The organism is Pseudomonas sp. TSO6, assembly GCF_056098905.1.
In genome coordinates, this window is the sequence record NZ_JBLZWV010000042.1 from 58,857 (window position 1) to 79,054 (window position 20,198).

A 20,198-nucleotide genomic window follows, 5' to 3' on the forward strand; every position below is an offset into this window, starting at 1 on the left:
CGCTTGCGGCCCCGGCAATCTCAGAGGAACGTGAACACTTGCGAAGCCGGCAACCGTGACTTGTTCAGCCCGGCGTTGAAGTCCGATTCACTGCGATAACCCAGGCTGAGGATCACCACGCTGGTAAAGCCACGCTCACGCAAGCCCAGCTCGGCATCGAGGACCTTGCTGTCAAAGCCCTCGATGGGTGTTGCATCCAGGCCATGTGCCGCAGCCCCCAGCAATGCCGTGCCCAAGGCCAGGTAGGTCTGCTTTTCCATCCAGTGCTGCACATCCTTATGATCGTAGCGATGCAGGTTCACGTAGTGACGGCGGCTCTGGTTTTGCCCGGCGCGGGCTTGCTCGTCACGGAAACGGCCATCGGCAGCCTCCTGATCGAGCACCGCATTCAGGTGCGCTTCGGTCATTTCGGTGCGGGTGCAGAACACGATCACGTGCGAGGCATCGAGCAGCTTCGGCGTGTTGTAGGCGTAACCCTCAGTCGTGCTTTTTGCCAGGCGTGCCTTGCCTTCGGCAGTATCGGCGACAATGAAGTGCCAAGGCTGGGAGTTGACCGAGGACGGGCTGTGGCGCAGTTGTTCAAGCAGGGCATCGACAGTGGCCTGGGGAATGCGGCGCGAGGCATCGTAGGCTTTGGTGGTGTAGCGGCGCTTGGCCAGCGAGACGGTATCCATGCAGCAACTCCGTGAATAAACAGTGGATTTGTCGCGTATCTTATCTTTCCCGCAGAAAAGAAAAACCGGCACAATGCAGCAACACTTTCATCCCTGGAGTGAAAATGCTGCGCATCGCCGACCTCGAACTGTTTGCCCGCAGCAGCGTGCTGGGCAGCTTCACTGCCGCCGCCCATGAAGCCGGCCTGCTGCCGGGCCAGGTGGCCGCAGCAATCAAACGCCTGGAGCGCGACCTGGATGTGCGCCTGTTCGCCCGCACCACCCGCAGCCTGCGCCTGACCGCCGAGGGCGAGCGCTACCTGCCAACCGCGCTGAACGTGCTGGAAAGCCTGCGCCAGGGCCATGAAGACTTGCATGGCAACCCCAATACCTTGCGCGGCACCCTGCAGGTGTCGGCACCCTCCGATATGGGCCGCAACATGTTGCTGCCCTGGCTCAGCGCCTTCCGCCGCGAGCACCCGGCATTGCAACTGCGCTTCTTCCTGTCCGACCAGATTGCCGACCTCAATCGCGACCCGGTGGATGTGGCCATCCGCTATGGCCTGAACCAGGATGCCAACTACATCGCGCTGCCATTGGCCGACTGGAACCGCAGAGTACTGGTCGCCTCGCCCGACTACCTGGCCCGCCACGGCCGCCCGCTCAGCCCCGACGCCCTGCAGCAACACGCCTGCCTGCTGTACATGCAGCACAACCGGGTATACGACAAGTGGCAGCTGGGCAACCGTACCGTGCAGGTGCGCGGGCCGCTGGTCAGTGACGATGCCGACGTCATCCGTCGCCTGGCCATTCAAGGCGAAGGCATCGTCTACAAGTCGTGGCTGGATGTCAGCGCCAACATTGCGGCCGGCGAACTGGAAATCGTCTTGCCCGAACTGCTCGGCGAAGCTACCCCGGTCACTTTGGTGTGCCCGCATCGCAAGCAGCTCACACCGGCGGTTTCGCAATTGCACCTGTGGCTGCGCGAGCGCTTCGAGGCCCTGCGTGATCGGGCACTGACCAACGGCTGCACAATCGTTCCAGACTGAGCCGAGGGGTTGCGCTAAGGTAGCCATTTACGCCAACGGCACACGTTCATGAGCAACTGGATCGACCTCAAGCAAGACGCCGATACCGGCATCGAGTCGGTCCGTGCGCATTTCGTCGGGCATGCCTACGACCCGCACTGGCACGACAGTTTCCTGGTCGGCGTGACCGAACAGGGCGTGCAGCAGTTCAATTGCCGCCGGGTGCGCCACCGCAGCACCCCGGGTCAGGTTTTTTTGCTCGAACCTGGCGACATCCACGATGGCCTGGCGCCGACCGAAGAAGGCTTTACCTATTCCACGCTGTACCTGGAGCCCGCGTGGCTGGACCAACAGCTGCGGGCGCTGTTCGAGCACGTACCGGGCGACAGCCTGCCCAGCTTCGCCGACACCCTGTGCCACGACGAACACCTCGCCCGGGCCACCGCCCTCGCCTTCCGGGCCGTGCACGACCAGGACTTGCGCATCGTCCGGCAAACGGCCATGGACGACCTGCTGGCCTGCCTGACCCGCCACATGCACTGGCGCCGACGCATCAACCCCGACCCACGCCTGCCGCTGACCGCCCAACGCGCGCGTGATTACCTGCACGCCAACCTGGAGCGCGACATCGGCCTGGAAGACCTGGCCCAGGCCTGCGGCATCGACCGCTTTCGCCTCACCCGTGCATTCAAGGCCGCATTCGGCATTGCCCCGCATGCCTACCTGATCCAGCTGCGCCTGGCCCGGGCACGGCGCCTGCTCGGCCAGGGCCAGACGCCTGCCGAAGTGGCCGTGGCCTTGGGCTTCGCCGACCAGAGCCACCTGGGGCGCTGGTTCCGCCGAGCGTACCGGCTGACCCCGGCCGACTACCGCAGGCGCTGCTCAAACCTTCCAGACTGAGCGCCTGCGGGCAGCGAGCATGGTGCTTCGAATTTCCGGAGCCATGAACCATGTCGCAGTCGCTGTTGCCCTTCATTCTGTTCGCCCTGGTGTCCAGCATCAGCCCTGGGCCGACCAACCTGCTGATCCTGGCCCATGGCGCCCGCATGGGCTTGCGCGCAAGCCTGGCGCCAATCGTTGCGGCCTGTGGCGCAGCGGCGGCGATCGTGTTGATGGTCGGTCTGGGGCTGGGTGACCTGCTGCTGCGTCACCCCTTGGCCCAACAGGTGATGAGTTGGGCGGGAGTGTTGTGGCTAAGCTGGCTGGCGTGGAAGATGCTGCGCAGTGCCGCCGCACCGCTGCAAGCGGCCACGGCGCAAGGGTTCAGTGCTTTGAGCGCCGCAACGTTGCAGGTGGTGAACCCCAAGGTATGGTTGATGGCCGTGGCGGTGGTCGGGGTGTTTACCGCGCCTTCGTTGCCGGTGTGGCAGTTGGCACTGGTGTTTTTGCTCATAGCCCTGCCGTGCATGGCAGCGTGGGCAGTGCTGGGGGTGGGCAGCGCCCGCTGGTTGCAGGCACCGCGCCGGTTGCAGCTGTTCAACCAGGTGTTGGCGGCGGTGCTATTGATTTCTGCCTGGGCTGCCGTACTGGCTTGAATCTCCGGCGGTATCCCCTCGGGTCTACGGCCGCCCCTACAGAAAAGCGCGCTGGACTCAGGTCAGTGCGTCAGCGCCTCGCGGAAGCGCCGGGTGCTGGCGACGGCCAGCACCAGCCCGACCACCGCCACGCTACCGCCCACCAGGCCGATATCGGCCACGTCCATCTGGCTGCTGACGATACTGCCCAGCAGCGCACCGCCACCAATCCCGATGTTGTAGATACCCGAGAATAGCGCCATGGCCACATCGGTGGCATCGGATGCCAGCTTCAACGTCTTGGACTGCAGCGACAGGCTGAAGCTGAGGATCGCCACACCCCAGAACATGCTCAGCACCGCAAACGCATAGAAGTTGCCCGACAGCGGCAACATCAGCAACAGGCACGCGGCGAGCAAGCCAATCGAGCCCACCAGGAAGCCATGGGGGAAACGGTCGCTGTAGCGGCTGAACAGCAACGAACCGAATACCCCGGCACCGCCGAACAGCAGCAACAACAGCGTGGTGCGCTCACCGCCAATCTGCGCCACGTGCAGGGCAAACGGTTCGATGTAGCTGTAGGCGGTGAACTGAGCGGTGATCACCAGCGTCACCAGCAGGTAGGTAATCACCAGCGCCGGGCGCTTGAACAGGATTGGCAGGCTGCGCAACGAGCCCGAGTTCTGGCTGGGCAGCAGCGGCAGCGACTTCATCAGGCATAGCATGGTGGCCAGCGCGACCCCGGCAATGCTGAGGAAGGTCACGCGCCAGCCCAGCGCCTCACCCACCACGCGCCCCAGCGGAATGCCCAGAACCATGGCCAGGGTGGTACCGGTAGCCAGCAGGCCCAGCGCCTTGGCCTGCTGGCCAGGTGGCGCCACGCGCACTGCCAGCGAGGCGGTAATGGCCCAGAACACCGCATGCGACAGGGCAATGCCGATACGGCTGACCAGCAACATGGCAAAGCTCTGCGACAGCCACGACAGCAAGTGGCTGACGATGAACACCAGGAACACGAACAGCAACAGGCGCCGCCGTTCGATATTGCGGGTCAGCAGCATCATCGGCAGCGAGGCCAGCGCCACCACCCAGGCATAGATGGTCAGCATCAGCCCGACCTGGGCGGTGCTCATGTCGAAGCTGCGGCCAATGTCACTGAGCAGCGCCACCGGGACGAACTCGGTGGTGTTGAAGATGAAGGCCGCCAGGGCCAGGGCGATGACGCTCAGCCAGCTGCCGCTGCCCGCCGTGGGCGGCAGGTCGGTGGGTATGGGTCCGTTCATGGGTGGGAAACGTTTCTCCGCAGACAAGGCAACAGTTCGCACGCCAGCCACCCGCTTGCAGGGGTGCCGACGTACGCGCTGTTATTGATAGGAATGCACGGCATGGTACGCGTCAAGCCGGGGCCTCACAACCGCAAGGCGGGCAGAAGGAGTACCATGCGCGCTTTGTGTGAAACGCGTGTGCAACAAGGAGCCCGATCCGCTCATGGACAAGCAGCACCCCCAGCAGCAGTGGCAGCAGGCAGTTATTGCCTATGCCCAAGCCGTCAACGACTACGTCGCGCAGGGCCGTGCGCAAGGCTGGGACAATCTTGAAGAGCCGCAGGCGCCAGCCACCGGGCACCTGCTGGACGCCTGGCTGGCAGCCCTGCAGGCAGCCAATCACCCTGGCGCCGACGAACAACAGCGCCGGGCCTTCCGCGAAGCCTGGCCACCTGCGCACCACCCCCTGGTACCGTTGCTCGAAGACCACGGCCAAGGCATCAGCAATGTCCTGCTGCTGGAGGATGGCAGCCTGCTGGCACGCATCGGCATGCCTTACGACAAGGGCCAGGTGGTGCGTATCGGCCACCAAGAGGTAACCCCGGTCATCGGTATCGAACACTTTGGCCGCTGCCCGGCCCGTCGCTACTTCGCCCTGGCCAACGCCGAAGGCGTGCGTGTGACGGATGGCTGGGGCGGCCCACACGTGCAGCGCCTGGCCTGGCCCACGGGGCTGGAGGGGTTGCCGCCAGGTTACCCGTTCGAGCCGTTCGACCTGCCGCCCACCCCGACCGCGCTGATCCCCTTCCCGGATGGCCAGCGCGTGCTGCTGGTGAGTGCCGAAGGTATCTTCGTGCTGTCCACCCAGGGTGCGACTCGCCTGCTGCCGCAGCAGACACGCGTGCTCGATGAGCTGGCCGAAGGCACCGACCCGGACGACATCAGCCTGGGGCTGAGCATGGAGCATGGCGCGGTGTCGGCGGACGGACGGCTGATCGTGGTGGGTGAGCAAGGCAGCCGCCACCTGGTACTGGACGCGCAACTCAGGCCGCTGGCGGACATCGGCCCTGGCAGCGAGTACCCGCACTTTGCGTTGTTCAACCGCACCGGTAACCATCTGGCCCTCAATGCCTGTCATTTCTACAGCGGCGCCACGCTGGGAGTAAACGTCGCCGATTTGCCGGGGCTGGAGACCGACTACTACAGCCAGGACCCACGTACCCCACTGCTACAGGATGGCGCGCGTGTATACGCCGGGGTGGCGCGCGAGGGCGAGTACATTGTGGGTGATGCCTATGGCTACCTGCGGGCGTTTGGCGAGGACGGTACGGAGCACTGGCAGCATTACCTGGGCTCGACCATCAGTGCGATGGATATCAGCGCCGACGGGCAAACGCTGGTGGCGGCGAGCCACGCGGGGGTGGTGTCGGTGATTGCGCTGGATAGTGGGCGGCCTGAATGGCAGATCGGCACCGGGGCACATGGCGAGGTGCGGCGGTGGTTGTTCTGGCGGGGGTGGGACAAGGCGATGGTCTGGTAACAGAACCAGGATTTTTTGCAGCCTGTACCGGCCTCTTCGCGGGCTTGCCCGCTCCCACAGGAGCGTCACAAAGTTCAGGTTCTGTGTTGAACCTGCACTGGCCTCAAACAGGTACTAGTACCTGTGGGAGCGGGCAAGCCCGCGAAGAGGCCAGTACAGGCAGCCGATCAATCAGCCCTGCAAAGTGGCCATGTCGATCACGAACCGGTACTTCACATCACCGGCGATCATCCGCTCATACGCCTGGTTGATATTGCGGATATCCAGCATCTCGATATCGCAACGGATGTCGTGCTCGGCACAGAAGTCCAGCACTTCCTGGGTCTCGGCGATGCCACCGATCAACGACCCCGCCACCACCCGGCGCTTGAGCACCAGGTTGGCCGCATGCACGGGCGGGTCGATCGGTTCGATCAGGCCGACCAGGATGTGCACACCATCGAACTTCAGTGTTTCCAGGTACGGATTGAGGTCGTGCTGCACCGGAATGGTGTCGAGCAGGAAATCGAAACGACCAGCCGCGGCGCGCATCTGCTCGGCATCGGTGGACACGATGACATGGTCGGCACCCTGGCGGCGGGCTTCTTCGGCCTTGGCCTGGGAACGGGTGAACAGGGTCACTTCCGCGCCCAGGGCCTTGGCCAGCTTGATGCCCATGTGGCCCAGGCCGCCCATGCCGAGGATGCCGACCTTGTGGCCCGGGCCGACGCCGTGATGCTTGAGCGGCGAATAGGTGGTAATGCCGGCGCACAGGATAGGGGCGGCGCTGGGCAGGTCCATGCCGGCCGGGATGCGCAGCACAAAGTGCTCGCTGACCACGATGCTGCTGGAGTAACCGCCCATGGTGTTGCTGCCGTCGACCCGATCCGGGGTGGCGTAGGTCATGGTGGGGCCTTCCAGGCAATATTGCTCCAGGTCCTTGGCGCAGGCTTCACAGTGGCGGCAAGAGTCGACCATGCAGCCGACGCCGACCAGGTCACCCACCTTGTGCGCGGTGGCCTTGGCGCCCACTGCCGTGACACGGCCGATGATCTCGTGGCCAGGCATCAGCGGGTACACGGCAATGCCCCATTCGTTGCGAGCCTGGTGGATGTCGGAGTGACATACGCCGCAGTACAGGATCTCGATGGCGACGTCGTCCGGGCGCAGGCTGCGGCGCTCGAAAGTCATGGGCGCCAAAGGGCTGGCAGAAGTTTGGGCGGCGTAACCGATGGCGGTATACATGCAGGACCTCGCAGTAAAGTGAAACGATTCAGTCGGCACATTCTGCGCGCCCAACTGCGTCGCGCCCACGGCTGATTCTCCGGCATCCATGCCTGATTATCCGAAGATGCCATCTGCCAGATGGCGCCCCGCCCTCAATCTGCGATGATCAGGCTGTCTGATTCTCTGCCCTTGGTCCACCATGCAACTGACCCGCCACGTCGACGCCAATGCCCCGCTTTGTACGCTGATTCGCAGCCTCGCCACGCGCCCAGGCTTTGTGCCCACGCACCTGCCCCAAGTGCAGGTGCTGAGCTGGGACCACTATGTGGCCAGCAGCCCGCAGATCTACGAACCCAGCCTGATGATCCTGGCCCAGGGCAGCAAGCTGGCGCGCCTGGGGCCGCGCACCCTGGAGTACGGTGCCGGGCATTACCTGGTGCAGGCGTTGTCGGTGCCGTTCATGTGCGAAACCTTCGCCACCCCTGACGCGCCATTGCTGGGCGTGGCGGTGGACATCGACCGTGGCGTGCTGGGTGAACTGGTGCAGAGCATGGGCCTGGTGCCAGACGCTGCAGTACAGGCGCAAACACCGCAATCGATGACCTCCGCAGCACTGGATGCGCCCATGCGCGACAGTGTGGAACGGCTGCTGCACTGCCTGCAGGACCCGCTTGACGCCAAGGTACTGGGCCCGGCGCGCGTCCGCGAGGTGCTGTATACCGCGCTGCGCGGCCCGCAGGCCGGTGTGTTGCGAGCACTGGTGGAGCAACAGGGGCACTTCGCCCGCATCGGTGCCGCCCTCGCCCACCTGCGCGAGCACTACGCCGAGCCGCTGAGCGTGGAGGCACTGGCCGCGCGGGCCAACATGAGCGTTTCGACCTTTCATGAACACTTCAAGCGCTGCACCGACATGGCACCGATGCAGTATCTCAAGCGCTTGCGGCTACTCAAGGCGCAGCAGATGCTGATCGGCGAAGGCCTGGGTGTGGCGCAGGCCGCGCACCGGGTGGGCTACCAGAGCACCTCGCAGTTCAGCCGCGAGTACAAGCGCCAGTTCGAGCGCAGCCCGGGGGATGAACAGCCCTATCAGAGCTTGCCTGTGTAGCGAAGCCATGCTCGATCACTGTGGGAGCGGGCGCGCCCGCGAAGCAGACAACGCGGTGGATGGCACCGGCTATGCCGGTGTTCGCGGGCGCGCCCGCTACCACAATGGTCGCATGCGCTTCAGTTTTGCCGTTCGACCATGGCGATAATGGCGGCCTTGAGCTCAGCCTTGGCCTGCCCGGCCTCCAGTTCCCCTGCTGCAGCCGCCTGGGACAGCGCATCCGCTGCCCCCACCAGCAGGCGCATGCCGGCAACCCCTACATTGCCGCTGGGCGAAAACCCGGCCAAGGCTTCGCGGCACTTGTCCAGGAACGGCTCCTCGTACGCCCGCTTCAGCGCCTCCATTTCCGGCGACCCGGCCAGCGCTGCCGACACCCCGGGTATCTCCCGGCCCTGGCTCATCACGCAGTCCACGTAGGCCTCGGCAATCACCCGGGCGCGGCTGGCCAGGCTGGCTTCACAGCTGGCCAAGGCTTGCGCCAGCATCTGCGACTGACGCGCATCGTATTCCTGGTACAGCGCCAGCAGCAGCCCGTTGCGGGTCTCGAAATGGTCGTAGACCACCGGCTTGGTCACCCCCGCCTGTTCAGCCAGGCGGCCCAGGCTCAAGGCATCGGTACCCTCCTCCCGCACCAATTGCCAGGCCATATCCAGCAACTGCCTGCGTCGGTTGTCGCGGCTCAGGCGCTTGCGCGAACGGGCTTGATCATAGCTTGACATCAATTACCTACCAAAAGTAACTTACTAAACGTAACTTACCTGGAGTATATAACGCTTCAGGCTACCCTGCATCGTTGAATGGAGAGCCACCATGCACGCTCTGATCGTCGTCGGTCACCATGACCCGCAATCCCTCACCCACGCGCTGGCCCGGCAGGTTGCCGACGGCCTGGCCAGCGTCGGCCACAGCAGCGAAATCGCCGACCTGGCCAGCGAAGGTTTTGACCCCCGCTTCGGTCTTGCGGACCATGCCGTACACCGCCGGCAGGCAGCTGCGCCGGCCGATGTACTCAAGGAGCAGGCTCGAATCGAGCGCGCCGATGCCCTGGTGCTGGTCTACCCGGTCTACTGGTGGTCACTGCCAGCTTTGCTCAAGGGCTGGGTCGAGCGGGTATTCAGCAACGGCTGGGCGTTCGACTATGACGAAGGCACCACGATCAAGAAACTGCGCGCATGAAGGTTCACCTGATCGGCGTCGCGGGTGCCGATAAAGGCACCTTCGAACGGCACGGCTATGGCGAGGCGATGCGCGTGCAGATCGAGCACGGCATCTTCGACTATTGCGGCGCAGAAGTACTCAGTTCCACATTGCTGGATGACAGCGAAGGGCCTGACCAGCTCCCTCACTTGCACCACGCACACGCTTTGGGCAAAAAACTGTTTGCAGATTGCCAGGCCGCAGCCTGAACCGGCGCAGGGCCGCTACTCAAGTAGCGGCAGCCTCGGTTCTGCACGCACCCCATTGCAGGAAATCAGACGACCCGGCTACCATTGAGAACGATTCACACTCACAACCGGAAGCCAGGCGTTGGACAGCACATCGACCCGTAAACTGGGCTTTTTCTTCAGCGATCACCATCGCTGGTTGCTCCAGCACATCCACAAACGCCTGCGCAACCATGCCGACGCAGAGGACACCGCCGCCGAAACGTTCTGCCAGATGCTCGGCGCACGTGTCGACCCAGACAGCATTCAGCAGCCTCGCGCCTACCTCACTGTCATCGCCCGTCGGCTGATCTTCGACCGCCATCGCCGTCGCCAGCTCGAGCAGGCCTACCTGGAACACCTGGCGCGATTGCCTGACGCCGTAGCACCATCGGCCGAGGAGCAACTGCTGCTGATCGAGGCCCTGGTGAGCATCGATGAGGCACTGGACGGTTTGCCGGCAGTCGTCAAAGCCACCTTCCTCTACAGCCAGCTCGACGGCATGCACTACGCCGACATCGCGGCAAAGCTGCAGATCAGCGAACGCTCTGTCAGCCGCTACATGAAACAGGCGCTGCGCCAATGTTACCTGTGCGAGGTGCAGGCATGAGCAGACCTGCCCTGGACCGGGTCAGCGAGCAGGCCATCGACTGGATGGTCGAGCTCAGGGCCGCTACGCCTGACCCGGCGCTGCTGCAAAGGGTCAGGCTTTGGCTGCAGCAAGACCCCGCTCACCAACAGGCCTGGAACCGCCTGGAGCAACGCCTTGGCCATCCGTTCGCCGCGTTGCTCGCCCTGGATCAGCGGGCCCCTGGCCAAGCAGCAGAGGCACGCCGATTGCTGATGCAGCCTACTCGCTCACGGCGTGACGTACTTGGCGCCATGGCCAGTCTGGGGCTGTTCGGCGCGGCGCTGTGGGGTGGATGGCGCAGCGACACCACCCAAGGCTGGCTGGCCGATTTGCACACGGGCCGTGGCGAGCGGCGCAGTTTTACCTTGGCAGACGGCAGCCGCCTGAGCCTGAACAGTGCCAGTGCGGTCGACGTGCAGTTCGATGCCGGGCAGCGCCTTCTGGTGCTGCGTCACGGCGAGTTGCTGATCCAGGTTGCGCGCGATCCGCTGCGGCCCTTGCGCGTGCGCACCGCGCAAGGGCAAGTGCAGGCGTTAGGGACGCGGTTTCTGGTCAGCCAGGAGCAGGACGCCACACGTGTCGTGGTACTGCAGCACAGCGTCAGCGCCAGTCTCGCCGATGGGCAGTCAGCGGAGCTGCAGCAAGGGCAGGCTGCCCTGCTACGCAACAACACCATCGAGCGGCTGACAGGCGAGCAACAGCAACGTGCTGCATGGCTGGAGGGCCGCCTGGAAGTCCTCGACGCGCCGCTGCATGGGGTGATCGACGCGCTGCGCCCCTACCAGCGTGGCTACATCCGGCTCGCCCCCGCGGCACGCGACCTGCGGGTGCAGGGCGTATTTCCTCTGGACCAGCCACAGCAGGCGTTCAAGGCGTTGGCCGAGGCCCTGCCAATCAGCGTGGAGCGCTATGGCCCGTGGCTGATGTTGATCGACCTGAAAACGGTTTGATAAAAATATTTATCAAAATCATTCGCAATCGTGGCAAGTTTTCTTTGCTCATCCCACATACCTCCTGACAGCCACTTCATTCGGGAGTAATCCGTGTACAACCCCTTGCCCCGCGCCCTGCCCCTGGTCGCTGCCCTGGCCAGCTTCAACGTGCTTGCCCAGGCGCAAACCCAAGTGTTCGACCTGCCACCCGCCAGCCTGGCTCACACGCTCAACCGCATCGCCAGCCAGAGCGGCCACATCATCGCGCTGGAGCCAGCACTGGTGCGCGGCAAGCAGGCACCTGCCGTGGTCGGCCAGATGAGTGCCGAGCAGGCCATGCAAGCTGCGCTGGCCGGTAGCGGCTTGCAGTTGCGGGTTTCCGCCGAGGGCCATTTCAGTGTGGCGCCCGGCAACCTGGGCAGCGACGTCATGGAGCTGGGCAGCACCAGCATCACCGACAACTATGTGGACGCAACCAGCGAAGGCACCGGGTCGTATGCCGCCCGCGCGGTGACCCTGGGCAAAGGCACGCACACCCTCAAGGAGATTCCCCAGTCGGTCACCGTCATCACGCGCAAGCAACTGGATGACCAGGGCATCACCGACTTGCAGGACGCGCTTAACCACACCACGGGCATTGTCGGCGCACAGGGCATTGGCCCGGGCGTGGTCGTGACCTCGCGTGGTTTTCAGATTGATGACTGGCAATACGACGGTGTGCCGATCCCGCGAAACAACTATTCGCTGGGCAACTGGGCCACCCAGGACCTGGTGTTCTTCGACCGGGTGGAAGTGCTGCGCGGTGCTTCGGGCCTGTTGCAAGGCACCGGCAGCCCAGGTGGCGCAATCAACCTGGTGCGCAAGCGTGGCCAAACGGCGCCGACCGTTACGCTGACAGGCAAAGCTGGCTCCTGGGACCACTACGGCCTGCAGCTGGATGCCGGCGGCCCGCTGACGACCGACGGCCGTGTGCGCGGGCGGCTTGTCGCTGACGAAGACCAAAGCGACAGCTTCATCGACTATGTCTGGAGCAAAAGCCATTCGTTGTATGGCGCCCTGGACATCGACCTGAACGACGCGACCACGGTGGGCGGCGGTATCAGCTACAACCGTCAGCAGTCCCGGCCGATGCTGCGCGGCCTCCCACGCTACGCCAGTGGCAAACCGGTCGACCTGCCGCGTTCGACTTACACCGGCGCCCGCTGGAGCCGCGCAGAAACCGACGTCACCACGTACTACCTGGACCTTGAACACCGCTTCAACGATGACTGGACCTTCAAGGCCGCAGCCGTGCGCATGGATGAAACCAACACATCCACCCACCAGCGCGTGCAGAGCACCCGCCAGGGCGTTGCGCCTGACGGCAGCGGCATCACCTACGCCGACTGGCTCACCGATTTTCACTCGACCAAGCTGGGCCTGGACATGAACGTGGTGGGCCACTTCGATACCGGCCCACTGGCCCATGAAATCACCGTGGGCGGCAACTACTCGAAGCTGACCTCGGATGACGCCTACTGGCGCAATTTCGATGCCGGCGGCAACATCTTCGACATCGACCATGACCGCCCGGAACCCAGCCGCGACAGCGTCTTCGAGGGCGAACTGGCACGTGCCAACAGGGCCAGCTACGACATCCGCCAGAAAGGCCTGTACGGCGCCTGGCGCATCAAACCCACACAGGACCTGACGTTGGTCCTTGGCTCGCGCGTTAGCTGGTTCGACTACAGCTGGGACTCGATCGACTTCGACAGCCTGACCGACCCCGGTACCCGCTACCCGACCAGCCGCATGACCGAAACGGGCCAAGTCACCCCTTATGCAGGCTTTATCTACGACTTGACCCGCGAATGGGCATGGTACGCCAGCTACACCGACGTGTTCGTACCGCAAACCGAACGCGCCGTGGGCAATACGCCGCTCAAACCGGTGATCGGCAGCAACTACGAAACGGGCTTGAAGGGCGAACTGTTCGACGGCCGGGTCAACGCCTCGATCGCATTGTTCCGCTACGACCAGGAAAACCGCGCCGTCACCGACGTAGCCTCGGGCTTCGCCTGCGATGACTGGTACTGCTCCACCGCAGCGGGCAAGGTGCGCAGCCAAGGCGTCGAAGCCGAAATCAGCGGCGAAGTGCTGAGTGGCCTGCAACTGTTCGCAGGCTACACCTACAACACCACCAAGTTCCTCGATGACCCTGACGACAAAGGCCGCACCTTCAGCCAGTGGACACCCAAGCACATGCTGCGTGCATGGGCCGATTACACCCTGCCACTGGAAGGCCAGCGCTGGAGCACCGGCCTGGGCTTCACCACCCAGAGCCACACCCTCGGCTACGAGCGTACCTACACCGTGCCTGGCTATACCGTGTGGAGCGCACGCCTGGCCTACCAGCTAACCCCCGAAGTGAACCTTGCCGTCAACGCCAACAACTTGTTCGACAAGAAGTACTGGGTTGCAGGCTTCAACCAGCTCAATGGCAGCAACAACTATGGCGAGCCACGCAACTTCATGCTGACGGTCAAGTACACCCCGCAACTCTGACCCAGGGTCAATCTGCCAGCGGCCACTGCGCCAAGGGCCGGTAAGCGCCCTTGCGCGACTCGTAAAGCGTGAAGTGGCGCGCGGAGAGGTAGAACTCCGGCGCGGTGCTGGCCTCGGGTGGTTGCCCGCGGTAATCCCTGGACAGGGTCAAGTGTGGCCGATATTCACGGTTGGCCGCCTCCACCCCCAACGGCAACAGTGCCTGCTGCAAGCCGTACACCAGATGCAACAGGGCAGGCGGTGTCTGCTGTGGCTCCAGCACCAGCGCGCCGGCCCGCTGCCACACCTGCAAGCGGTCAAGCAACAGCCGCGGTGCCATGGCCGGCAGCGCCAGCTGATCGACTGCCGCACAGATCGCAGGCACCTGGGCGGTATCCACATCGCCGAGGAACAACAGCGTGACGTGGAAGTTGGCCGCCGGCACCGGTTTGCCGCTGCGCAGGTCCAGCCCCCGCCGCCACTGGGCCAAGGCACCACGCTGGGCATCGCTGACCGGCAGGGCGAAAAACAGCCGTTTGAACGGGCTACCGCTGGGGCGTATATCCTGAACCATACCAACTCCGTGACGTGAAACGTTTGCGCAAGACTGTAGGGCATTACACCAATGTCGCCCCGGCGTTTCGTAACAATAAGTACAAACTACCCCCATGATTGTTTATGCTGGCGGGCTTATGCCATGGCGCATGGCCATTTTTCGACAAGTAAACGTCCATGAAAATTGCACTCGTACTTATCTTCGCCCTCTCGATTGCCTACGTGCACCTGCGCGGTCGGGTTCGCCACAAGTTGACCCGCCAGCTGGGCGACCACTCCAGCTTCCTGGCCCCGGTCAACAGTTTCCTGTACCTGTTTTCCAAGCTCCCGGCCAAGCCTTACTTGCCGGTCGAAGCCTTCCCCGAACTGAAGCCGCTGCAGGACCACTGGCAGGAAATCCGCGAGGAAGGCCGCCAGTTGCTGCACGTGGGCGAAATCAAGAAGTCCGACAATTACGATGACGTCGGTTTCAACTCGTTCTTCAAGACCGGGTGGAAGCGCTTCTACCTGAAGTGGTATGGCGAGAGCCACCCATCGGCGATGGCCCTGTGCCCCCGCACCACCGAGCTGCTGCAAGGCATCGGCACGGTCAAGGCCGCCATGTTCGCCACCCTGCCGCCAGGCGCCAAGCTGGTGCGCCACCGTGACCCGTATGCCGGTTCGTACCGCTATCACTTGGGCCTGGACACGCCCAACGACGACGGTTGCTACATTGACGTGGACGGCGAGAAGTATTCCTGGCGCGATGGCGAGGGTGTGATCTTCGATGAAACCTTCATCCACTATGCGGCGAACACCACCGAGCACAACCGCATCATCCTGTTCTGTGACGTCGAGCGCCCGCTCAAGTACCGCTGGGCAACTGCGTTCAACCGCTGGTTCAGCCGCAACGTCATGGCCGCTGCCGCCGCGCCTAACGGTGACGGCGACAAGACCGGCGGTATCAACCGCTTGTTCACCCGCATCTACAAGATCCGTGAACGCGGCAAGGCGCTGAAGAAGCGCAACCGCATGCGCTATTACCTGGAAAAGTGGGCAGTGGTTGCGGCGCTGGTGCTGGTGTTCATCTACATCTGAATGCTCAGCGCGCTCCCGTCTGTAGGAGCAGCCTTGCGCTGCGAAGAGGCCATTGCAGCTGAAGAAAATCTTTAGCCTTACTGGCCTCTTCGCAGCGCAAGGCTGCTCCTACAGGTGCTGCGGCAGCATGAGTGATGGTGCAAGACAGTTGCCCTCACAAGTAGTGCTGCACACCCACCAAAGTACAAGCCTCGCTCCTGCCACTCTTCGACTAGCCTGAAAGCTCCACTCGCAACCACCACAAGGTGAAGACGATGAGCATGATGGACTGGGACGCCTACCGTAAGCAGTTGATGGCCGGCATCGGCGATCTCAAGCAACTGTCCCCCGACACCGTGGCAGGTTACATGACCGCCAGCGGTGCGGGAGCCAAGACCAACCACCTCGACGCCAAGACGCGTGAGTTGATCTCACTGGCCGTGGCCGTGACCACCCGTTGCGACGGCTGCATCGCCGTGCATTCGCAGCAGGCGGTCAAGCACGGTGCCAGCCGCGAGGAAATTGCCGAAGCCCTCGGCGTGGCCGTGGCGATGAACGCCGGTGCTGCGCTGGTGTACTCGGCGCGGGCCATGGATGCGGTGGGCAAGGCCAACGGCTAGGCACAAACGGCGTCGTCGCCCTTGCGCGACGGCGCCGCGCCCCACAGACTTGGCGGCCCAGCCCTTGCAGGAACCCGCATGATCCACATTCGCCCCATGACAGCCGAAGACTTCGAGCGCTTCTGGCCCACCTTCCAGGCCATTGTCCAGGCCGCTGAAACTTACGCATACGACCCCGCCCTGAGCATCGATCAGGCCCGTCAGCTGTGGCTGGAGCTGCCATTGCACACGCTGCTGGCCGAAGAGGATGGCGAGCTGCTGGGTTCTTATTACCTGAAGGCCAATGCCGCCGGGCCTGGCGCGCACGTGGGCAACTGCGGCTACATGGTGTGCGAACAGGCACGTGGCCGGGGTGTGGCGCGCCTGATGTGCGAGCACTCGCAGAAGCTGGCACGCCAAGAGGGCTTTCTGGCCCTGCAGTTCAACTCGGTAGTGGCCAGCAATGAAGTCGCGGTGGCACTGTGGCACAAACTGGGCTTCGAAACGGTCGGGCGCTTGCCCAAGGCTTATCGCCATGCCCGCCTGGGGCTGGTGGACTGCCTGGTGATGTACAAGTGGCTGGCGGATGAACCGGTGGTGGAGAAGCCGCCACTGCTGATCGGGCGCAAGAATATCGAGGCACGGGTGTCGCGCCGTCGCGGGCGCTGACCTTCTCTCGCAGGCGAGTCCTCTTCGCGGGTGAACCCGCTACCACAAGTACTGCGCAGCATTCAAAGACTGTGCGGTCCCTGTGGGAGCGGGCAAGCCCGCGAAGAGGCCGGGCCTGCTAAACGCTCAGTTTCAGAACGCCAAGCCCACCTTCACCCCAAACTCGTCACGCTTGAGCTTGGTGTTGTCTGCTGCTGGCGAGTCTTCATCCAGCTTGTATTCGGTGCGGGTGTAATAAACCCCCGCCTGCACCGGCATAGCGCCCTGCTGGTTCATCAGCAACGTCACTTCGGCATATGGGTTGGTGCGGTCTTTCAGGTCGACCGTGTCGCTACCAAAGTCGTCAACCTTCAGCCGCGCGCGGCCGTCCAGGGTGTGGCGTGCCCCAACTTCCACGCGCAAGGTCGAGGCGTCGAACTGGTGGTTGTAGCCCAATGCCGCCTTTGCAAAGGGCGATTTCACGGTGAGCTTGGTATCGAGGTCGTTGATTTCCGGCTCGAAGCGCGACCAGCTGTAGCCGCCGCCCACGGTCACGTCGACAAAGTTGCGAGCGTCCAGCGCCGCACGCCAGCCAAGGTCAAGGTCGGCCTGGGCCTCCTTCAGCTTGTTGTCGTTCTTCTTGCCGAATTTGGCTTCGGCGCCGAGTTGGTAGATGAAACCGGATTCGGCTGTCAGCTTGTTGCCGAAGGTGGCGAACACGCCGCCCTGGCCCATGTGTTCCTTGTCGCTTTCACTGCCACCTTCGAACTTGAACTTGTCGTAGGCGCCCTGCAGACCGAGAGTGAACAGTGGGTCGGTGCTGGGCGCGGCGGTGGCGGCCAGCGGCGCGGCGATCAGGGCGAGCAGGCAGGTGTGGCGCAACAGTTGACGAGCAGGCATGCGGGAAGTCTCCATGACTTGATAACGAAAGGCGAACGTGCGGTTCGAGACAAACGTCGCCAAAAAAGTTCGAAAAAAAATCAGTAAAAAGCCGCAACCTTGTGTTTTATCGCAGGATTCATGGCACGCCAACATTTGACGCCCCAGCGTTTCAGTGGTCAGATGCGCGCCAGTTTCAGGTGCCCTTCGCCGCCGCGCGCAGGGTGAAACGGGAAGCCGGTGCGTCGTGTAACCCACGACAAGTCCGGCGCTGCCCCCGCAACGGTAAGCGAGCGACCCCTTCGAGATACCACTGTGCACATGCATGGGAAGGTGAAGGTGTCATGCCCCTCGCAAGCCCGGAGACCGGCCTGGAGCGTCACTTGGCAACCCGCGGTGGGCGGGCGCAGGCCGGAATCCGTGCGCGCGCCTGCCTGCATGGTTCGCCTTTGCGTGTTTTCCACCGGGATCCATTCATTCCTGCAGCAGTGGAACGACATGTCCCGTATGTTCAAGCTTCACCCCCTGGCGGCCTGCCTGGCCGTCGCCCTGCCGGTGCTGGCCGATGACCGTGACCCGCAACCCCTGGCCTTGCCCTCCACGGCCATCACCGACACCCTCGACAGCCGCGCCATCGACCTGGCCACGCCAACCCAGGCAGGCTCGCGCCTTGGCCTCAGCGCCCTGGAAACACCGGCCAGCACCAGCAGCATCAGCGCCGAGCAGATTCAGCAGCGCAACAACCTCACCGTGCAGGATGCGGTAACGCGGTCGCCGGGCATCACCTTCGTCGGCTCCCCGGGCGACGGCGGCACCGGCCTGTCCGCCCGCGGCTTTGCCGGCCACAGTTCGGTGATGACCCTGTTCGACGGCGCACGCCTCTACACCGGTGCCGGCACCCAGACGTTCCCGGTCGACCCGTGGATGGTCGAACGCATCGATGTGATTCGCGGCCCGGCTTCGGTACTGCATGGCGAAGGCGCCACCGGCGCGGTGATCAACGTGATCCCGAAAAAACCGTTTGCCGGTGAGGTGCGCAACCACCTGCGCCTGGGCTACGGCTCGTGGGACCGCCAGCAACTGGGCCTGGACAGCGGCGGCAGCCTCAGCGAGCGCCTGAGCTATCGCCTCACCCTCAACCAGCAGGCCGGCAACGGCTGGGTCGACCGCACCACTTCGCGCAGCCTGGCCCTGAGTGCCGCGCTGCGTTTCGATGCCAGTGACGACCTCAGCTTCACCCTTGCCCACGACCGTGGCGATGCAGAGCCTGCCAACTACTACGGCACCCCGCTGATCGACGGGCACTACCGCAGCAGCCTGCGCAAGAAAAACTACAACGTGCAGAACGACGTGCAGCACTACGTCGATGAGTGGACCCGGCTGACCACCGACTGGACGTTGAACGACCACGTCAGCGCCAGCAATCAGCTGTACTACATCAAGAGCCGCCGCCACTGGCGCAACGCCGAAGACTACAGCTGGGACGCCGAGCGCCAGCAATTGCAGCGCGGCAGCTACCTGGAAATCAAGCACAACCAGGAACAGTTCGGCGACCGCCAGACCTTCACCTTTGACCACAGCGTGTTCGGCCTGGCCAGCAAGACCGTGGTCGGCGCGGAATACAACAAGGTCCGCTTCAACGTCGACAGCAACGCGCCCTACAACGATGTGGGCGGCGACTACATCGACCCCTGGCAACCAGAACCGGGCTGGTTTCACAGCGCCTCGCCGCTGCGCCCGCAAACCTTGTCCAGCACCCACACCTTTGCCCTGTTCGCCGAAAACCGCCTGCAGCTGAGCGACCGGCTGTCGCTGGTCACCGGCGTGCGCCGCGACCAGAACCACATCGACCGCACCAACCTGACCAACGACAGCCGCAGCGACCGCAGCCTGCAAGGTGGCAACTGGCGCGCCGGGCTGGTGTTCGCCGCCACCGACGACCTGTCGCTGTACGGGCAGTACTCCACCAGCCAGGAGGGGGTCAACAACCTCATCAGCCTCAGCCCCACCCAGATGCACTATGACCTGACCGAGGCGAAGCAGACCGAGGTAGGCCTCAAGCAGCGCTTCTGGGACGGCCGTGGCGAATGGACGCTGGCCGCCTACCACATCGTCAAGAAGAAGCTGCTGGTGGACGACCCGATCACCCACGAGAAGCAACAAGCTGGGCAGCAGACGTCCGATGGCCTTGAGGCAACACTGGAACTGGCATTGGCGCATCAGTGGCAGGTGTCGGCCAACGCGTCGCTGGTGCGCGCCAGGTATGACGATTTCGACGAGATGGTCGGCGGCGTAGCGCAGGACCGCGCCGGCAACCGGCCGGCCAACGTGCCACGGCGTACCGCCAATCTGTGGCTGAGCAAAGGCTTCGGCCAGCAGGTAGAGGCCGGCATTGGTGCGCGCTACGTAGATGAGCGTTATGCCGATACCGCCAATACCCAGAGCGCCCCCGGGTACACCGTGGTCGATGCCAACATCGCCTGGCAGGTGCTGCCGGATGTGAAGTTGGGGCTGCAGTTGAACAACCTGTTTGATCGTGAATATGTGCAGTCGGCGTTCAGTGGGCAGCAGTGGTTGATGGGGATGCCACGATCGTACTTTGCGACGGTGGATTACAGCTTCTGATCTGAGCCTGCCTGT

The 20,198-nt window shown here is 63.8% G+C and carries 18 protein-coding genes, 1 pseudogene and 1 riboswitch; of the genes and pseudogenes, 13 read left to right on the plus strand and 6 right to left on the minus strand.

Translation table 11 applies throughout. From position 1 onward, the window contains the following. Positions 1–20: 20 nt before the first annotated feature. A complete protein-coding gene (gene nfsB, locus ACN6NG_RS18920) occupies positions 21–674 on the minus strand; it encodes an oxygen-insensitive NAD(P)H nitroreductase (protein ID WP_063427015.1) in 654 nt (217 codons plus the stop codon). Between the two features lie 104 nt (positions 675–778). On the opposite strand from nfsB, the gene ACN6NG_RS18925 reads away from it, so the two are divergent. Genes ACN6NG_RS18925 through ACN6NG_RS18935 form a run of 3 tightly spaced genes read left to right on the plus strand, consistent with a single transcriptional unit; the run spans position 779 to position 3,216 of the window. Beyond that, entirely contained in the window at positions 779–1,702 is a 924-nt protein-coding gene (locus tag ACN6NG_RS18925) for a LysR family transcriptional regulator (protein ID WP_063427017.1), read from the plus strand. Between the two features lie 48 nt (positions 1,703–1,750). Beyond that, the gene (locus ACN6NG_RS18930) at positions 1,751–2,581 is read left to right on the plus strand and encodes an AraC family transcriptional regulator (protein WP_063427019.1); all 831 of its coding nucleotides are present in this window, start codon (positions 1,751–1,753) and stop codon (positions 2,579–2,581) included. Between the two features lie 50 nt (positions 2,582–2,631). Continuing rightward, the gene (locus ACN6NG_RS18935; protein WP_474315508.1) at positions 2,632–3,216 is read left to right on the plus strand and encodes a LysE family translocator; all 585 of its coding nucleotides are present in this window, start codon (positions 2,632–2,634) and stop codon (positions 3,214–3,216) included. Between the two features lie 62 nt (positions 3,217–3,278). Here ACN6NG_RS18935 and ACN6NG_RS18940 read toward each other — a convergent pair whose 3' ends face one another. Then, on the minus strand, positions 3,279–4,478 hold the full coding sequence (locus ACN6NG_RS18940) for a sugar transporter (protein ID WP_063427023.1): 1,200 nt from the start codon (positions 4,476–4,478) through the stop codon (positions 3,279–3,281). A gap of 205 nt (positions 4,479–4,683) precedes the next feature. On the opposite strand from ACN6NG_RS18940, the gene ACN6NG_RS18945 reads away from it, so the two are divergent. Then, entirely contained in the window at positions 4,684–6,000 is a 1,317-nt protein-coding gene (locus tag ACN6NG_RS18945) for a hypothetical protein (RefSeq protein ID WP_353455093.1), read from the plus strand. A 171-nt stretch (positions 6,001–6,171) separates the two neighbouring features. Here the strand turns inward: ACN6NG_RS18945 and calA are convergent, their stop codons facing one another. After that, the gene (gene calA / locus ACN6NG_RS18950; protein ID WP_019470954.1) at positions 6,172–7,224 is read right to left on the minus strand and encodes a vanillin reductase; all 1,053 of its coding nucleotides are present in this window, start codon (positions 7,222–7,224) and stop codon (positions 6,172–6,174) included. Positions 7,225–7,405: 181 nt separating this feature from the next. Here calA and ACN6NG_RS18955 point away from each other — a divergent pair, with 181 nt between their 5' ends. Beyond that, positions 7,406–8,311, plus strand: a complete 906-nt coding sequence (locus ACN6NG_RS18955) for an AraC family transcriptional regulator (protein ID WP_019470953.1) — start codon at positions 7,406–7,408, stop codon at positions 8,309–8,311. A 119-nt stretch (positions 8,312–8,430) separates the two neighbouring features. Here ACN6NG_RS18955 and ACN6NG_RS18960 read toward each other — a convergent pair whose 3' ends face one another. Then, positions 8,431–9,030: a TetR/AcrR family transcriptional regulator gene (locus tag ACN6NG_RS18960; protein ID WP_063427026.1), complete on the minus strand. Its 600-nt coding sequence runs from the start codon at positions 9,028–9,030 to the stop codon at positions 8,431–8,433. 91 nt (positions 9,031–9,121) lie between these two features. Between ACN6NG_RS18960 and ACN6NG_RS18965 the strand changes: the two are divergent. The 4 genes and pseudogenes from ACN6NG_RS18965 (at position 9,122) to ACN6NG_RS18980 (ending at position 13,842) form a co-directional block, all read left to right on the plus strand. Further along, positions 9,122–9,717: pseudogene (locus tag ACN6NG_RS18965) on the plus strand (NAD(P)H-dependent oxidoreductase). Positions 9,718–9,838: 121 nt separating this feature from the next. Continuing rightward, the gene (locus ACN6NG_RS18970; RefSeq protein WP_063427028.1) at positions 9,839–10,345 is read left to right on the plus strand and encodes a sigma-70 family RNA polymerase sigma factor; all 507 of its coding nucleotides are present in this window, start codon (positions 9,839–9,841) and stop codon (positions 10,343–10,345) included. Then, a complete protein-coding gene (locus ACN6NG_RS18975) occupies positions 10,342–11,316 on the plus strand; it encodes a FecR family protein (protein ID WP_063427030.1) in 975 nt (324 codons plus the stop codon). The genes ACN6NG_RS18970 and ACN6NG_RS18975 overlap by 4 nt, the downstream gene beginning before the upstream one ends. A 93-nt stretch (positions 11,317–11,409) precedes the next feature. Beyond that, the gene (locus ACN6NG_RS18980) at positions 11,410–13,842 is read left to right on the plus strand and encodes a TonB-dependent siderophore receptor (protein ID WP_063427032.1); all 2,433 of its coding nucleotides are present in this window, start codon (positions 11,410–11,412) and stop codon (positions 13,840–13,842) included. A 7-nt stretch (positions 13,843–13,849) separates the two neighbouring features. Here ACN6NG_RS18980 and thpR read toward each other — a convergent pair whose 3' ends face one another. After that, positions 13,850–14,395, minus strand: a complete 546-nt coding sequence (gene thpR, locus ACN6NG_RS18985) for an RNA 2',3'-cyclic phosphodiesterase (protein WP_063427034.1) — start codon at positions 14,393–14,395, stop codon at positions 13,850–13,852. A gap of 158 nt (positions 14,396–14,553) precedes the next feature. Between thpR and lpxO the strand changes: the two genes are divergently transcribed. The 3 genes from lpxO to ACN6NG_RS19000 all read left to right on the plus strand — a co-directional run bounded on the left by lpxO (position 14,554) and on the right by ACN6NG_RS19000 (position 16,700). Beyond that, positions 14,554–15,453 carry a lipid A hydroxylase LpxO gene (gene lpxO / locus ACN6NG_RS18990; RefSeq protein ID WP_353455077.1) on the plus strand — a complete coding sequence of 300 codons (900 nt, stop codon included), beginning with the start codon at positions 14,554–14,556 and terminating at the stop codon, positions 15,451–15,453. Between the two features lie 254 nt (positions 15,454–15,707). Further along, on the plus strand, positions 15,708–16,052 hold the full coding sequence (locus tag ACN6NG_RS18995) for a carboxymuconolactone decarboxylase family protein (RefSeq protein WP_013973174.1): 345 nt from the start codon (positions 15,708–15,710) through the stop codon (positions 16,050–16,052). Positions 16,053–16,130: 78 nt separating this feature from the next. Further along, positions 16,131–16,700 carry a GNAT family N-acetyltransferase gene (locus ACN6NG_RS19000; RefSeq protein ID WP_059395103.1) on the plus strand — a complete coding sequence of 190 codons (570 nt, stop codon included), beginning with the start codon at positions 16,131–16,133 and terminating at the stop codon, positions 16,698–16,700. A 132-nt stretch (positions 16,701–16,832) separates the two neighbouring features. On the opposite strand, the gene ACN6NG_RS19005 is transcribed toward ACN6NG_RS19000, so the two are convergent. Beyond that, positions 16,833–17,579 (minus strand): outer membrane beta-barrel protein, encoded by a 747-nt coding sequence (locus ACN6NG_RS19005; RefSeq protein ID WP_474315515.1) that lies wholly within the window; start codon positions 17,577–17,579, stop codon positions 16,833–16,835. A 160-nt stretch (positions 17,580–17,739) separates the two neighbouring features. Further along, positions 17,740–17,946: riboswitch (cobalamin riboswitch) on the plus strand. Positions 17,947–18,056: 110 nt separating this feature from the next. Between ACN6NG_RS19005 and ACN6NG_RS19010 the strand changes: the two genes are divergently transcribed. Further along, positions 18,057–20,183, plus strand: a complete 2,127-nt coding sequence (locus ACN6NG_RS19010) for a TonB-dependent receptor (protein WP_474315518.1) — start codon at positions 18,057–18,059, stop codon at positions 20,181–20,183. The last annotated feature ends 15 nt before the right edge of the window (positions 20,184–20,198 follow it).

Bases quoted from the DNA above. Each gene is read 5' to 3' on its own strand.
- ACN6NG_RS18930 (WP_063427019.1), top strand. From the start codon at position 1,751: ATGAGCAACTGGATCGACCTCAAGCAAGACGCCGATACCGGCATCGAG.
- ACN6NG_RS19005 (WP_474315515.1), bottom strand. From the start codon at position 17,579: ATGCCTGCTCGTCAACTGTTGCGCCACACCTGCCTGCTCGCCCTGATC.
- ACN6NG_RS19000 (WP_059395103.1), top strand. From the start codon at position 16,131: ATGATCCACATTCGCCCCATGACAGCCGAAGACTTCGAGCGCTTCTGG.
- ACN6NG_RS18935 (WP_474315508.1), top strand. From the start codon at position 2,632: ATGTCGCAGTCGCTGTTGCCCTTCATTCTGTTCGCCCTGGTGTCCAGC.
- nfsB (WP_063427015.1), bottom strand. From the start codon at position 674: ATGGATACCGTCTCGCTGGCCAAGCGCCGCTACACCACCAAAGCCTAC.
- lpxO (WP_353455077.1), top strand. From the start codon at position 14,554: ATGAAAATTGCACTCGTACTTATCTTCGCCCTCTCGATTGCCTACGTG.
- ACN6NG_RS18955 (WP_019470953.1), top strand. From the start codon at position 7,406: ATGCAACTGACCCGCCACGTCGACGCCAATGCCCCGCTTTGTACGCTG.
- thpR (WP_063427034.1), bottom strand. From the start codon at position 14,395: ATGGTTCAGGATATACGCCCCAGCGGTAGCCCGTTCAAACGGCTGTTT.
- ACN6NG_RS18960 (WP_063427026.1), bottom strand. From the start codon at position 9,030: ATGTCAAGCTATGATCAAGCCCGTTCGCGCAAGCGCCTGAGCCGCGAC.
- ACN6NG_RS18945 (WP_353455093.1), top strand. From the start codon at position 4,684: ATGGACAAGCAGCACCCCCAGCAGCAGTGGCAGCAGGCAGTTATTGCC.
- ACN6NG_RS18975 (WP_063427030.1), top strand. From the start codon at position 10,342: ATGAGCAGACCTGCCCTGGACCGGGTCAGCGAGCAGGCCATCGACTGG.
- ACN6NG_RS18940 (WP_063427023.1), bottom strand. From the start codon at position 4,478: ATGAACGGACCCATACCCACCGACCTGCCGCCCACGGCGGGCAGCGGC.
- ACN6NG_RS18925 (WP_063427017.1), top strand. From the start codon at position 779: ATGCTGCGCATCGCCGACCTCGAACTGTTTGCCCGCAGCAGCGTGCTG.
- calA (WP_019470954.1), bottom strand. From the start codon at position 7,224: ATGTATACCGCCATCGGTTACGCCGCCCAAACTTCTGCCAGCCCTTTG.
- ACN6NG_RS19010 (WP_474315518.1), top strand. From the start codon at position 18,057: ATGTCCCGTATGTTCAAGCTTCACCCCCTGGCGGCCTGCCTGGCCGTC.
- ACN6NG_RS18995 (WP_013973174.1), top strand. From the start codon at position 15,708: ATGAGCATGATGGACTGGGACGCCTACCGTAAGCAGTTGATGGCCGGC.